Source organism: Halovenus amylolytica, from assembly GCA_004015825.1.
Lineage (GTDB): Archaea > Halobacteriota > Halobacteria > Halobacteriales > Haloarculaceae > Halovenus > Halovenus amylolytica.
On the sequence record SAYS01000005.1, the window covers coordinates 158,974 to 171,224 of the forward strand.

The 12,251-nt window shown below is 60.0% G+C and carries 16 protein-coding genes and 1 tRNA gene; 5 read left to right on the plus strand and 12 right to left on the minus strand.

Annotated features, from left to right (window positions below; all coding sequences use genetic code 11):
* Positions 1–60 precede the first annotated feature (60 nt).
* Positions 61–528, minus strand: coding sequence for a GNAT family N-acetyltransferase (locus tag EOW68_RS05530; RefSeq protein ID WP_128224160.1), 468 nt, complete (start codon positions 526–528; stop codon positions 61–63).
* 165 nt (positions 529–693) lie between these two features.
* On the opposite strand from EOW68_RS05530, the gene EOW68_RS05535 reads away from it, so the two are divergent.
* On the plus strand, positions 694–981 hold the full coding sequence (locus EOW68_RS05535; RefSeq protein ID WP_128224161.1) for a DUF7130 family rubredoxin-like protein: 288 nt from the start codon (positions 694–696) through the stop codon (positions 979–981).
* 9 nt (positions 982–990) lie between these two features.
* The gene (locus EOW68_RS05540; RefSeq protein WP_128224162.1) at positions 991–1,884 is read left to right on the plus strand and encodes a ketopantoate reductase family protein; all 894 of its coding nucleotides are present in this window, start codon (positions 991–993) and stop codon (positions 1,882–1,884) included.
* A 30-nt stretch (positions 1,885–1,914) separates the two neighbouring features.
* Here EOW68_RS05540 and EOW68_RS05545 read toward each other — a convergent pair whose 3' ends face one another.
* The 7 genes from EOW68_RS05545 to EOW68_RS05575 all read right to left on the minus strand — a co-directional run bounded on the left by EOW68_RS05545 (position 1,915) and on the right by EOW68_RS05575 (position 7,416).
* Positions 1,915–2,289: a NifU family protein gene (locus tag EOW68_RS05545; RefSeq protein WP_128224163.1), complete on the minus strand. Its 375-nt coding sequence runs from the start codon at positions 2,287–2,289 to the stop codon at positions 1,915–1,917.
* 57 nt (positions 2,290–2,346) lie between these two features.
* Complete coding sequence (locus EOW68_RS05550) at positions 2,347–2,667, minus strand: DUF5783 family protein (protein ID WP_128224164.1); 321 nt, start codon at positions 2,665–2,667, stop codon at positions 2,347–2,349.
* A gap of 98 nt (positions 2,668–2,765) precedes the next feature.
* Positions 2,766–4,202 (minus strand): RecJ family nuclease, encoded by a 1,437-nt coding sequence (gene recJ, locus EOW68_RS05555; protein ID WP_128224165.1) that lies wholly within the window; start codon positions 4,200–4,202, stop codon positions 2,766–2,768.
* A 48-nt stretch (positions 4,203–4,250) separates the two neighbouring features.
* Positions 4,251–5,186, minus strand: a complete 936-nt coding sequence (locus tag EOW68_RS05560) for a branched-chain amino acid transaminase (protein ID WP_128224166.1) — start codon at positions 5,184–5,186, stop codon at positions 4,251–4,253.
* 57 nt (positions 5,187–5,243) lie between these two features.
* Entirely contained in the window at positions 5,244–5,918 is a 675-nt protein-coding gene (gene ribB, locus EOW68_RS05565; RefSeq protein ID WP_128224167.1) for a 3,4-dihydroxy-2-butanone-4-phosphate synthase, read from the minus strand.
* Positions 5,905–6,600 carry a DUF120 domain-containing protein gene (locus EOW68_RS05570; RefSeq protein WP_128224168.1) on the minus strand — a complete coding sequence of 232 codons (696 nt, stop codon included), beginning with the start codon at positions 6,598–6,600 and terminating at the stop codon, positions 5,905–5,907. The genes ribB and EOW68_RS05570 overlap by 14 nt, the downstream gene beginning before the upstream one ends.
* A 117-nt stretch (positions 6,601–6,717) precedes the next feature.
* Complete coding sequence (locus EOW68_RS05575) at positions 6,718–7,416, minus strand: DUF502 domain-containing protein (protein ID WP_128224169.1); 699 nt, start codon at positions 7,414–7,416, stop codon at positions 6,718–6,720.
* 109 nt (positions 7,417–7,525) lie between these two features.
* Between EOW68_RS05575 and EOW68_RS05580 the strand changes: the two genes are divergently transcribed.
* The 3 genes from EOW68_RS05580 to EOW68_RS05590 all read left to right on the plus strand — a co-directional run bounded on the left by EOW68_RS05580 (position 7,526) and on the right by EOW68_RS05590 (position 9,216).
* Positions 7,526–8,071 (plus strand): CDP-2,3-bis-(O-geranylgeranyl)-sn-glycerol synthase, encoded by a 546-nt coding sequence (locus tag EOW68_RS05580; protein WP_128224170.1) that lies wholly within the window; start codon positions 7,526–7,528, stop codon positions 8,069–8,071.
* 202 nt (positions 8,072–8,273) lie between these two features.
* Complete coding sequence (locus EOW68_RS05585; protein ID WP_128224171.1) at positions 8,274–8,471, plus strand: hypothetical protein; 198 nt, start codon at positions 8,274–8,276, stop codon at positions 8,469–8,471.
* Positions 8,472–8,709: 238 nt separating this feature from the next.
* Positions 8,710–9,216 (plus strand): GNAT family N-acetyltransferase, encoded by a 507-nt coding sequence (locus EOW68_RS05590; RefSeq protein WP_128224172.1) that lies wholly within the window; start codon positions 8,710–8,712, stop codon positions 9,214–9,216.
* A gap of 60 nt (positions 9,217–9,276) precedes the next feature.
* On the opposite strand, the gene EOW68_RS05595 is transcribed toward EOW68_RS05590, so the two are convergent.
* From EOW68_RS05595 to EOW68_RS05610, 4 genes are all read right to left on the minus strand, one after another.
* Positions 9,277–9,459, minus strand: coding sequence for a hypothetical protein (locus EOW68_RS05595; protein ID WP_128224173.1), 183 nt, complete (start codon positions 9,457–9,459; stop codon positions 9,277–9,279).
* A 91-nt stretch (positions 9,460–9,550) separates the two neighbouring features.
* Positions 9,551–9,624 (minus strand) — tRNA-Ile (locus EOW68_RS05600).
* Positions 9,625–9,713: 89 nt separating this feature from the next.
* Positions 9,714–10,256 (minus strand): FxsA family protein, encoded by a 543-nt coding sequence (locus EOW68_RS05605; RefSeq protein ID WP_128224174.1) that lies wholly within the window; start codon positions 10,254–10,256, stop codon positions 9,714–9,716.
* 86 nt (positions 10,257–10,342) lie between these two features.
* Positions 10,343–12,196 carry a cation:proton antiporter domain-containing protein gene (locus tag EOW68_RS05610; protein WP_431358762.1) on the minus strand — a complete coding sequence of 618 codons (1,854 nt, stop codon included), beginning with the start codon at positions 12,194–12,196 and terminating at the stop codon, positions 10,343–10,345.
* Between the last annotated feature and the right edge of the window lie 55 nt (positions 12,197–12,251).

A 12,251-nucleotide genomic window follows, 5' to 3' on the forward strand; every position in this document is an offset into this window, starting at 1 on the left:
AATATCGAGATGTGTTTTGTGTTTCAATTCAGCCGGTCGTCGTGATGAGCACAGGGTTGATCACTCTAGCGGTCGTGCGTATTCGACCTGCTTTGGTCGAAACCCAGTCTCGCGGTAAAACCGGCGTGCATCGTCGTTGTGCCACTCGCAGGAGACTTTGAGATGGTCGTAGCCCTGATCGTGTCCCATCTCGACCAGACGGTCGATGATCGCCGAGCCGTGCCCCCGGTTCCGGTGATCGTCGTCGATAGCGAGGTTCACAATCCGGAGATAGTGAGAGTGCTGTCGCGAAGAGTGGTGACCCTCACGAAGCGTAACGAAACCGATTGTCTCGTCTTCGTAAACGACGAGGTAGTCGGTGATTTGATCGTCGTCAAGGTGGGCACGGAAGCCATCGTCCGGGACGTCGCTGACATCTCCATAGCGGAGTTCGTTCAGTTCGTCGTACGATTCCATCTCTCTTGCGAGAGAGTACCAGCGGTCGACGAGCGCGCCGAGGTCGCCCTCACTGGCTTCGACTAGCTCCATACCATCTCCCGCCACGGCACCCTCTTTAAATTTCGCAGGGTGTGAGACAGTCTGTCGTGCAGATATTGAATACCAGAGAGACAGCAATTCGATATATATCGCTCGTAACCATGTATGAGATTCGCATACAGACTTATTTAGTTGCTTGGCTAACATTTAGATGGTATGAGCGAGCAATCACAGCAACTGACAGTCGATGTAGGGCGGATGGTGTACGACGACGAGGGGAACGAACTCGGAACCGTCCGCGGGTTCGACGAGAGTGGGTTTTACGTGACCGCAAACGAGGATGTAACGGTACTCGAAGACGAGACGACGAGTAGCGACCACCGGGATGCGATCATGTGGCGGTGCTGGAAGTGTGGGGAGATGGGACAGATCGAGGACATTCCGGAGGAGTGTCCCTCCTGCAACGCGCCAAAAGAGGAGATCTATTACTGGCAGGAAGACTAGAGTCGGGTAATGGAGATCTGTGTGTTCGGTGCGGGAAGTCTCGGCAGCCTCGTCGGTGGTGTACTCGCGCGGGAACACGACGTGATACTCGTCGGTCGCGAACCCCACGTCGGTGCGATCGAGGATGCTGGCTTGCAGATCACAGGTGAGATCTCTGATAGCGTGCAGCCACGGGCATCGACAGCCCCACCGGAGCAGACAGATCTCGCCGTTGTGACAGTCAAGAGCTTCGATACAGAGAGAGCAGCCCGTGAACTCGGCGGCTGTGTCCTCGATGGTGTGCTTTCCCTCCAGAACGGGATGGGAAACGAATCGATGCTGGCAGCTGAACTCGACTGTCCGGTGCTCGCGGGCACCTGTACGTATGGCGCTCGGATCGAAGAACCTGGGACAGTCGAGTGTACTGGACTCGGCGAGATCACCCTGGGACCAGCCGATGGAGGCGACTCGGAACTCGCCGATCGGACCGGGACAGCGTTCCAACAGGCAGGGCTGGAAACGAGAGTCTCGGCGGAGATGCCCCGCAAACTGTGGGAAAAACTGGCCGTCAACGCTGGGATCAACGCGACGACAGCACTCGCGAGGATCCAGAACGGTGCGCTGCTTGAGGGATCGATCCGAGAGATAGCGAGGAAGGCAGCCTGTGAAGCTGCTCGTGTCGCTCGCGATCAGGGACACAGACTGTCGGGACAGCAGGTCATGGATCGAACCTTCGAGGTCGCGGAGACGACAGCACAGAACACGTCCTCGATGCACCAGGATATACGAGCGGAGAAACGGACAGAAATCGACGCCATCAACGGCTACATCGTCGAGCGGGCCGAGAAGCCGGCGCTGGTAAACGAGACGCTCACCGCACTACTCCGGGCCTGGGAGCGCGAACGTGGCCTTAGACAGCCGTGACTACGTAGCGAAAACGAAAGAAAATAGGCCTTAGAACGGCGCTTCTGGGCCTTCGTCACTGTCGGAGTCGCCGGTTCCCTCGCCGGGGAAGGAGGGGTTCATCCCGCCTGCGCCGCCGGACATGCCTTCCGAACCACCCATGCCGGTGTCCGCGTGGACTTCCTCGATTTCCGGGATTTCTTTCGTCATTCGGGTCTTGATCGCCTGGATCGTCATCGGGGAGATCCCACAGCCTGAACACGCGCCGCCGAGCTGGATCGAGACGGTGCCTTCCTCACGGTCGATGTTCTGGATAGCCGCGCTCCCGCCGTGCATCTGGATCTGCGGGAAGTTTCGTCGCAGGAAGTTGGTGATCCGCTCGCGGAGTTCGTCTTCGGGGTCCTGATCCTCGGTTTCAGTGCTCATTGTACATCCGGATACGGAGTCAGCAGTCTTAGGCTTTGGGTCTCACACGTTCGCAGTTCACGCGTGGAGTCCGAACACAGACCGGAGTTCGCTCTCGATTTCGTCCAGGTACCGATCCAGAATCGTGTCGAGTTTCTCGTCGTCGACGATGACACCCTGCAGTTGACTCGCGGGATCGTCCGGCATCTCGATCCGGAACTCGCCGTCACCCTCGTAGAAGGGTTCGCTCTGGGCGAGTACCTGCTGATCGATGGCGTGAATCAGCTCCGAATCGTACGCGTCGTTCATCGTCTCGAAGGCCTGTTTGTAGGCGCGCTGCAACTCTGGGAAGTAGTGTTTGTACTTGTCCTCGAACTTGTCGGGGTCGAAATCGCTCATCACACACTGTTTGCTGGTCGACAGTCAAATCCTTACTGTTTGCGTCCATGTCGCTGGACTCGATGCAGTCGGAGAGGGGATGACGGACTGGGAGAGTACTATCCCAGTTGCTCGGCGACGATACTGTCTGCTGCTTCCACGAAGGATTCCTCCTCGCCGGTCGGAATCGTCGCGCCAGCGGCGATATCGTGGCCCCCACCGTCGCCGCCGACCGACCGCGAGGCCTCGGTCATCACCGTCGAGAGGTCGAGCCCCTTTCCGACGAGCCGACCGGTCCCGCGGGCCGACACCTTCGTCTCTTCGTCGTTCTTCTCGGCGAATGCAATGATCGGCCGGCTGCCATCGACGCCCTCGACGCCGAGTGCCATCCCGGCGACGATGCCGACGATCGTTTCGCGGATCTCGTCGCCGGCGTCGAAGTACTGGATGTGTTCGGCCTGGTCGACACCGCGTCGTTTGACCTGCTCCAGCCCCTCCGAGAGGTTCCTGCGGTGGTTTTCGAGTAGTTTCCGCGCCCGGTCGAAGGCGTCGCCGCGGTCACCGAGACAGACAGCGAGGCCGACGTCTGCGCGCTCGTATCTGGCCGTCGCGTTCAGCAGTGTCGAGAACTCGCTGGCGTCTCGGAGCGTGGTTCCGGTTGCCTCGTCGGTGAGCGTGTAGGTCGTTCCGACGAGTCGTTCGGCCTTCCCCGGGGGAACACCGCGTTCGAGCGCGCGCTGGAGCAGGGAACTCGCGACAGTCTGTTTCTCGTCGTCGGAGAGATCCACCCAGCGGCGCCACTCCCCGTCAGTCGCTTCCCCGTCGCCACGGTGAAAATCGACGGGCAGTCCTTCGAGAAACCCGACCGCACCCGTCTCGTCGTTCGTCACGCCGGGAATCCGGACCTCGCTCGCGTATTCGAGCAGTTTCGGGAGCGGGCGCGTCTGTTTACCGTAGAGGGCAAGATCCGTCCCCTCTTCGAGGACGCCAGCTTCGGCCCCTTCCTCGACGATACCCCTGTTCGCGCCGACGAGTTCCCCGTCGACGGCCTGCATATCGCCGACCGCTCCGACGACGGCCAGCGCGGCCAGATCGCGGTTGCCGTCGGGATCGCCGGTCGCCGCCGCCAGCGCGCGTGCGAGTAGATAACTTGCTCCTGCGCCGGAGAGTTCGGATGCACCGTTGATCCCCTCCAGCAACGGGTTGAGGTGGAACTCTGTCTCGGCGTCGGCTGGCTGGTGGTGATCCGCAATGATCGGTTCGAAATCACCGGCAGCCTCGTGTTTGCTGATGACGTCGAGCTGGCCGCTGCCGAAGTCAGTAAAGAGGACAGTATCGTGATCGCTGGCCGCGATGCTCGCGATCTCCGTCTCGTCGAGCTGTTTTTTGAATACGACGTCGTGCGGAACGGCTGCGCGTTCGAGTGCCGTCGAGGCGATGGCAGCACTCGTCAGTCCGTCGGCGTCGATGTGCGAGGCAAGGAGAACAGAGTCAGCCTCGGTTAGTCGGCGCGCACAGGCCTGCGCGCGATCAGTGAGGTCGGGTACCGGTCCCATTACAAGTAGCTTACGCGGTATCCCGTTTAAATCTCTGGATGGCGTCGGCTACTGTTCGACCGGCATAAACCAGTGTTCGTACTCTTCTGGCTGTTCCTCGACGATCTCGAAGAACTTCGTCTGGATCTGGTCGGTGATCGGGCCCTTGGTTCCGGAGCCGATCTGGTTGTCGTCGACCGAGCGGATCGGCGTGACCTCGGCTGCGGTCCCGGTAAAGAACAGTTCGTCGGCAGTGTACAGCTCACCGCGGGAGATCGTCGCATCGTCGTGGACCGTATAACCCAGATCCTCCGCAATCTCGATGACGGACTGCCGGGTGATCCCGTCGAGGATACTCTCTGCGAGGCCCGGTGTGTACAGTTCGCCGTCGCGCACGATGAAGAGGTTCTCACCCGGCCCCTCTGCGACGTTGCCTTCCTTGTTCAGCACGATCGCCTCGACGTAGCCGTTCGATTCGGCCTCCAGCGAGGCGAGGACACTGTTGATGTAGGTGCCCGTCGTCTTCGCGTTGGTCGGGATCTGACTGGAGGCGTACTTGCGCCAGGAGGAGATTGCCACGTCGACGCCGTTTTCGAGTGCATCTTCACCGAGATACGCACCCCACGGCCAGGCTGCAATCGCGACTTCCTCGTCACAGTCAGATGGGTTCAGCCCGAGCATGCCGTAGCCGTAGTAGGCGATAGGTCGGATGTAACACGACTCCAGCCCCTCCCGTCGGATCAGTTCGAGCGTCGCCTCGGTCAGTTCCTCCTTGTCGTACGGGATCTCCATATCGTACGGTTTCGCAGAGTCGTACAGCCGTTCGATATGTTCATCCCACCGGAAGATCGCCGGTCCCTTTGCCGTGTCGTAACAGCGGATCCCCTCGAAAACGCCGGTGCCGTAGTGAAGTCCATGCGTGAGCACGTGGATCTGTGCCTCGTCCCACTCGACGAACTCGCCGTCCATCCAGATGCTCTCGACATCCATCTCGTCGAAGCTCATACCCGAACCCAGAGTCCCCATCATTAAGTAGCTTCACGGTTCGGCGGTGGCCCGAGTTCAGGACAGTCGCTCGACCAGCTGGGTGCCTTCGAGATACGGAATGTCGTGACGCTGTGCGTACGAGGCGGCGTCTGTCGGCGAGAGCGCCTCGTTCGAATCGTCGTCGAGCATCTCGCAGACGACGACCGCGGGCGGCAACTCCGCAGCCTCGGCGAGTGCGAGCCCGAGCTCTGTGTGGCCCTGCCGATCAGCGAGCAGTTCAGTCGCACCCCGGAGAAGGTGGACGTGTCCCGGGGAGCGAAACTCCGCGGCGAAATCAGTGCCTGCGGGATCGGCAGCCGCATCAGCAATCGCTCGGATCGTCAGCGATCGGTCTTCGTCGGTGATTCCGGTCTCGGTCTCCCGGTGGTTGACCGGGAGCGAGAACGACGAACGGTCGTCGTAGGAGAGGTCGTGATCCCGCGCAACCGGGTGATCGATCGACTCCTGAAGGAATGGGAGGCCGAAGCTATCGGCGACCTCGTCGCTGATCGCGACACAGACGAGTCCGCCAGCGTCGTTTCGGAGCTGTGCAACTGCCGGTGGCGTCACCGCACCGGCTGGATAGACGATATCGGTCTCGCCTTCCCGGTCGGCCGCATCGTGGATACAGACCGGTTCGCCGCGGCGAAACGCAGCCAGGGCGCGGTCGACACTGCTCGACAGGCCGGTGCTGTCACTACTCCGTGACAAAGACCGTCACCTCCGTTTCGTCCGTGAGATCGAGCTCCTCGCGAAGTTCGTCCGGGGCGATCAGCTCCAGATGGTCGTCACCGTGGTGGGTCCGCTCGGGCGTAATGACGTGCAGATCCTCGTACCGTGTTCCGTCGGTTTCGATCGCTGCCGGATAGCAGTACGCCGGCCCGTAGGTCCTGTCTTCGCTCTCCCAGCCCTCGATCGTGATCGGTTCGATGGCGTCCAGCCGGGCACGCGAACGAATGCTCTCCTCGGTGAGATCGACGTTGAGCGTTCCGGGGTAGGGTTCGTAGCCGAGTTTCTCGCGGAACTGCTCCATGTAACCCGACAGTGTGATGTAGTGGCGGCCTTCACCCATCCCACTGGTTACTGTTCCCCGCAACTCGACGACCAGATCGCGCTCGAAGATCCGCCGGTAGCTCGCGTACTCGGCCTGTAGCAACTGCTCACCCGTCTCCAGGATCTCGATCCACTGTCCGTCGCTGACGATCTCACGGGTGATACAGTCGTTTTCTTCCAGCCGCTGGAGGCGCCGTGATGCCGTCTGTGTCGAGGCGTCGAGGCGATCTGCGAGTGCCGCACACGACAGTTTCTCCTCGCCCTCGAGTCCCCCGGCAAGCGCGAGATATTTGAGCGTCGTCACCTCGGCGCTGCCGACGGCCGGCTGTGTCTCTGGCATAGCTCAAAATCAGGATCGATCGAACATAAGGATACCGGATATGAGACTCATCCCAGATATGTTACGGAAGCCGACAGTGTACGAGACTGGGTACACCCGCACTCGGAGAGAACAGCCTCAGCTCTGCTCCGGTGATCCCTGTGAGTCCGACCCACTCTTCGAGTCGGAGTCGGAATCTGACGGTTCGGCTCCGTCTTCGACCGGCGTTTCCACGGGTGCGGTCGCTGTTGCCCGACTGATGAGCTGTCTGATCGATTTATCCGGGCTCTTGTTGTCTTTCTCACCGAAGCCAGCGCTCAGAATCCGTGTGAGGGCATCCTCGACAGTATCGTCGATCTCGTCGTACCGGTCAGACTCGACCTCGATCACGAACCCGCTCGTGATGTTTGGAGCAGTCGGCAGAAACAGAATATCACGGCCGTCCTTCGTTTGCCGGCCTGTTTTGAACGCCGTCATCCGGAGTCCGTCCCACACCTCGAGTCGAACGGGGGCCTGCAGATCGTCCGTTCCCGAAAGCGCGGTCTCGACACCCATCTTCGATGCATTGTACACCACACGGAGCCCAGGAAGTTGATTGATCAGATCGTCGATCGCCCGTTCCAGCACCGACCCGACTGCGGTCCGCATCAGGTAGCCGACCGAAAAGACGAGCAACACGAAAATGACGATCGACAGCGCGACCCGGACCGGCCCCGATTCGACGGGGACGGGAATCTGGACGAGTCGGTTGTAGATCCACAGAAGAAAGATCACTGTAACGAGTAACGGAACGAGGATGATGAGTCCACTCGCGAAATCTCGCTTCCACGAGGCCATTGGATACAGTTCACGGCGGCGAAGTAATGAGTTCTTGCTTTTCCGTGAGAGGTGGACTGGTCGGAGCGCAAACACGGTATTTAAAATAGCGGCTGTTGCAACACGCAGTATGGAGGTCTATGCAGTCGTTGCGACAGCAGTGTGGGCGATGTTTCCAGCGTATATTCCGAACAATGCTGCCGTCCTCGCTGGTGGTGGCCGACCGATCGACGGCGGCCGGATGCTCGGTGGCCGACGGATGCTCGGCGACGGGAAAACATGGCGCGGAACGGCAGTCGGCTGGACGGCTGGCGCGCTTCTCGCACTGTTTCTCAACGAACTCAACGGGCCAGCGAGTGACCTGCTCGGGGTGTCGCTTCCGGAGTTCCCGATCCCGATCGTCGTTGCCTTTCCGCTCGGGGCGATGCTCGGTGATATCGGTGCCTCCTTTCTGAAACGCCGCACCGGTCGTGAGCGCGGTGCCCCTTTCCCGGTCGTCGATCAGCTGGATTTTGTCGCCGGAACACTACTCCTCGGGGCGATCGCCAGCCCTGGCTGGTTTTTCGAGACGTTCACCGCGCCCGTCCTGGCAGTCGTCCTGATTCTGACGCCGCTTTTGCACGTCCTGACGAACGGGATCGCATACGTCATCGGCGTCAAGGACGAGCCGTGGTGACACCCCCGGACGAGTGAACGTAGCTTTGTCGGCAGTATCAGGCCACTTACAGGTTGATTACCTACCCGAGGGAGACTTGCCCTATTTAAAAGATATGTGTTACCCTGACAAGCAGAGGAGTTTATCGGGATTTCAGGCCCTGTGTGTGTAGATATTACATATCAGAACAAAATTTATATTGCTATATAATTAATTATTAATTATGCAAGTACAGGAGACGTACAGGTGCGCTGTGGCGGGGTGTGACGCCGAGCACGACTCGTGGCAACGTGTCGCGAGGTGTATTCACTGTGGTGCGACAGTCTGTCGGAGCGACTGCTACAGAGAGCTTCCGATCGTCGAATCGTTCATGAACCGGACCCGACGGTGTCCGGACTGCAACCAACCGATGGATGACTGATGAGCAGGTGGAAACGCAGTGGTGTCGGGGAACTGCAGTTGTCTCGATTGATCCGATCTTGTTCGACCCATTCCTGTTTGTTGGCGCCCCGGTCGAGCGAACTGCCCCGGAAACCGAGAGAATCCCAGCCGGCCACAAACTCGATCGCGGTATTCTGGAAGTACATCAAAGCCTGGCGTACTTTCAAGTTCTGAGAACTAGATAGATAGCCTTAGTACGTTCCTAGCAAATATCGGATATGACGAGCCCTGTCGACAGCCCGCAGTATTTTCCCCGGTTGCCAGAGTCGTTTACCGACCAGGCCGACCGATCGATTCGCATCGAGCACTACGACGGGCAGCCAGAGCCACTCATCGAGATGTACACGGAGTTCGATTCTGGATCGTTCTCCCAGGGCGTGCCTCCGAGAACCCGAACACAGATCGAAGAGTGGGTCACGCATCTGCTCGCAGAGGGACACAACGTCGTCGCGTTCCACGACGGACGGCCCGTCGGGCACACGGTAATGTTCCCACACGATGATACCTCCGAGCTGGCGATTTTCGTCCACCCCGATTACCAGTCGGCGGGGATCGGAACGAAACTCATCCGGGCTGTGCTGGGCTACAGCCAGAGAGAGGGGATCAACCACGTCTGGTTGACTGTGGCTCGTGACAACAGAATTGCGATCAAACTCTACCGGTCTGCCGGCTTCGAGATCCGCGACGAAGACCGTGGCGAACTGGAGATGGAACGCGACCTCTAGACAGCGCACTGTCGGGCACCGTGTGATTCGTGTTGCCAACACAGGTAAACGGATTCAGCCCTATCCCGTCGTATGACCGGCAGTTCGTTTGTTCTCGACGACCGCCTCAATCTGGGAGCGGGTCTGGTTGCGCTCGTCCTCTTCGGGGCAGGTGGTGTCGCGCTGATACAGCGCCAGGGTGTCGCTGGTATTTTCCTCCTCCTGGGCGGTTTCGTCGCCCTCATGTTCCTCGAATATCGGCACGTGCACAGCTCTGGGTGAGTTCGATTACAGGCATCCGAAGGAGATGGAAACCGGTAGCCACTGGTCGGCTAGAACGCGTCAGAAAAACGCATGGACCAACGCGGATTTGAACCGCGGGCCTCCCGGTTATCAGCCGAGCGCTCAACCTAACTGAGCTATTGGTCCGCTTGGGTGCATCAGGATGTATCCGGTAGTGCCTGTTAAGGGTTTCTAATTCGTGGTCCGTTTGTGTGAGAGTGCATCACGGAGCAGGGTTAGTTCCGGTCGTCGACTTCCTCGAAGTCGACATCCTGTGCGTCGTCGAATCCGCTCGGGCCGGAATCGTCCGGGCCAGGGTCGTCCGGGCCGGGGCTGCCCTGTTGTCCGAAACCATCACCATCGCCGGGGAAGCCGCCGATGTAGACGTTGCCGGTGACAAAGCCGTCGGTTTTTTTGTCCGCGTAGGGGACGAGCACGTACTTTTTGAGCGCCAAGCGGATCGGATACCGCGTCAGCGGAACCACGAGCAGGAGTCCGAGTGCGTCGGTGACGAGTCCCGGCGTCAGCAGGAAAGCACCCGCGACGATCAACAAGGCGCCGTCGACCAGTTCGTTCGTCGGCGGGTCGCCCTCGGCGGCTTTCACCTGGATCTTGCGTATCGTATGGCGGCTCTCGGCGCGCACGAGCAACAGCCCGAGCAGGGCCGTCAACACGACCACCAGTACCATCACTACCCAGCCGAAATACCAGCCGAAGACGACCAGAAGGATGGCATCGAGCAGCGGGATCAACAACAGAAGCCCGATGTAACGGAGCATACTCCCTCTTTTCGCCCCTCTCCAAAACACTTTTCGAGACTGACTGGTCCTGACGGCGGTTCGAACGCGAACTGCCGGTGGAAATACTAGTCGTGGGGATGGAATCGCTTCATCGCCTGGCGGACAGCATCTTCATCACCGATGAAGGTGATGTGGTCGCCGTACTGTAACTCCTCGTCAGCGTCCGGAACGTGTGATTCATCGTCGCGACCGATGACGGCGACGATACAGCCCGGCGGGATCTCCTCGTTGATCTCGCGGATCGTCCTGCCGACGAGATCCTCGGCGGTGATCCGGATCTCCTGGACGTCGTGGCCGTCGCCGATTTCGTTCATCCAGTGGGTGATCGCCGGCCGTTCGATCTCGTCGTCGATCGCCACCGCCGTCGCAGTCGGTGCATCGATGCCGGTGATGCCAAGCGAGTCGAACGCGTCGATGTTGTCGGACTGGTTGACCCGTGCATAGATCGACTCGATGCCGAACTTCGAGCGGGCGATCTGGCAAGCGAGAAGATTCACGTCGTCGTCAGCAGTCGCTGCGATGAGACGTTTGGCATCGTCACATCCCGCCTTACGCAGGACATCCGTCTCGGTGCCGTCGCCCCGATGGACGGTGAATCCCTCGCTTGCGAGCTGTTCGACCTGTTCGTCGTCTTCTTCCACGATGACGACGAACTCGCCTCTGTTCTCCAGTCGTTTGGCGAGCGGCCGGGTGATCCGACCGCCGCCGACTATGATTGTTCGCATTGGTGACACTCCGAGTAGCTGTCCGATCTGTCGTGCGAATCCGGCTTCGATCGTAACCGTCGCAAAAATAACTGTAAAGACGGTACCGACGAGGAGCTGCCCGGCCTCGATGTTGCCAGCCAGTTCGAGTTCGATCGCAAACAGCGTTGCGACACTGGCCGGGATGATCCCCCGCGGCCCGACACAGGCGAGAAACCAGCGCTCGGGCCAGGTGAACCGTTCGACACCGACCGTCGAAATGAGTGCCACGAGCGGCCGAAGCACCACCATGACGACGACAACGAGCACGATCGCGCCCACACCGAGTTCGCGGATGGCCCCGATATCGATCAGCGCTGCGAGCGAGACGAACACGAACGCGAGAACGATGAGCGTCGTGTTCCGGGCAAACTCCTCGATTTCGTGTTCGTGTTCGAGATCCATATTGCCGAGCGCGATCCCGGAGGTCGCTGCGGCCGCGATCCCGGCTTCGGCAGCGACTGTCTCGGCGAGTCCAAAGGAGCCGACTGCACCACCCAGTGCGAGAAACTGGGCAGCCCGCACCTCCGCGTCGGGTGTGATATCGTACTCCAGGAGGAGATAGATGACAAGCGTCGCCAGCAATCCGGCCCCGATGCCGACGCCGAACCGCTTGACGAACTCGAACACCGTCGCGGATACCCCGAGGTCGTCCAGCAACAGCGTCTCGAAAATCACCACAGCGCCGATTGCTGCCGTCACGTCGTTGACTATCCCCTCGGTTTCCAGCGCCGCGGCGACGTGTTCGCGCACGCGAACGACTTCCAGAATCGGCGTGATGACGGTCGGCCCGGTCGCGACGAGCAACGCACCAGCCAGCAGCGCAATCTCCCACTCCGTTCCTTCGAGGAACTTGATCGCGACCGACGTCCCGACGAACATCACGACTGCCCCGACCGTCACCAGTCGCAGCGATGTCCGTGAGGCCTCCCGAAGTCGGTTGGCCTTGAGTGCGAATGCGCCGTCGAAAACGATGATCGCGACACTGAGCCCCACGATCGTTTCGAGTCCCTCACCGAACGTTTCCAGCGTGACGATTCCCAACAGCTCGGGACCAAGTAGCACACCGATACCGAGATAGAACACGACACTCGGGATCCGCAACCGGGTTGCGAGTAGCTGGACGAGCAGCCCCGAGACGATAATCAATGCGACCGCTGGCAGTAGAGTTGCCACTACCCCGAGTATCGACCGTGCAAATAATTAATCTACTGACTTACTGGTATGAGAA

Bases quoted from the DNA above. Each gene is read 5' to 3' on its own strand.
- EOW68_RS05530 (WP_128224160.1), bottom strand. From the start codon at position 528: ATGGAGCTAGTCGAAGCCAGTGAGGGCGACCTCGGCGCGCTCGTCGAC.
- EOW68_RS05535 (WP_128224161.1), top strand. From the start codon at position 694: ATGAGCGAGCAATCACAGCAACTGACAGTCGATGTAGGGCGGATGGTG.
- EOW68_RS05540 (WP_128224162.1), top strand. From the start codon at position 991: ATGGAGATCTGTGTGTTCGGTGCGGGAAGTCTCGGCAGCCTCGTCGGT.
- EOW68_RS05545 (WP_128224163.1), bottom strand. From the start codon at position 2,289: ATGAGCACTGAAACCGAGGATCAGGACCCCGAAGACGAACTCCGCGAG.
- EOW68_RS05550 (WP_128224164.1), bottom strand. From the start codon at position 2,667: ATGAGCGATTTCGACCCCGACAAGTTCGAGGACAAGTACAAACACTAC.
- recJ (WP_128224165.1), bottom strand. From the start codon at position 4,202: ATGGGACCGGTACCCGACCTCACTGATCGCGCGCAGGCCTGTGCGCGC.
- EOW68_RS05560 (WP_128224166.1), bottom strand. From the start codon at position 5,186: ATGAGCTTCGACGAGATGGATGTCGAGAGCATCTGGATGGACGGCGAG.
- EOW68_RS05570 (WP_128224168.1), bottom strand. From the start codon at position 6,600: ATGCCAGAGACACAGCCGGCCGTCGGCAGCGCCGAGGTGACGACGCTC.
- EOW68_RS05575 (WP_128224169.1), bottom strand. From the start codon at position 7,416: ATGGCCTCGTGGAAGCGAGATTTCGCGAGTGGACTCATCATCCTCGTT.
- EOW68_RS05580 (WP_128224170.1), top strand. From the start codon at position 7,526: ATGGAGGTCTATGCAGTCGTTGCGACAGCAGTGTGGGCGATGTTTCCA.
- EOW68_RS05585 (WP_128224171.1), top strand. From the start codon at position 8,274: ATGCAAGTACAGGAGACGTACAGGTGCGCTGTGGCGGGGTGTGACGCC.
- EOW68_RS05590 (WP_128224172.1), top strand. From the start codon at position 8,710: ATGACGAGCCCTGTCGACAGCCCGCAGTATTTTCCCCGGTTGCCAGAG.
- EOW68_RS05605 (WP_128224174.1), bottom strand. From the start codon at position 10,256: ATGCTCCGTTACATCGGGCTTCTGTTGTTGATCCCGCTGCTCGATGCC.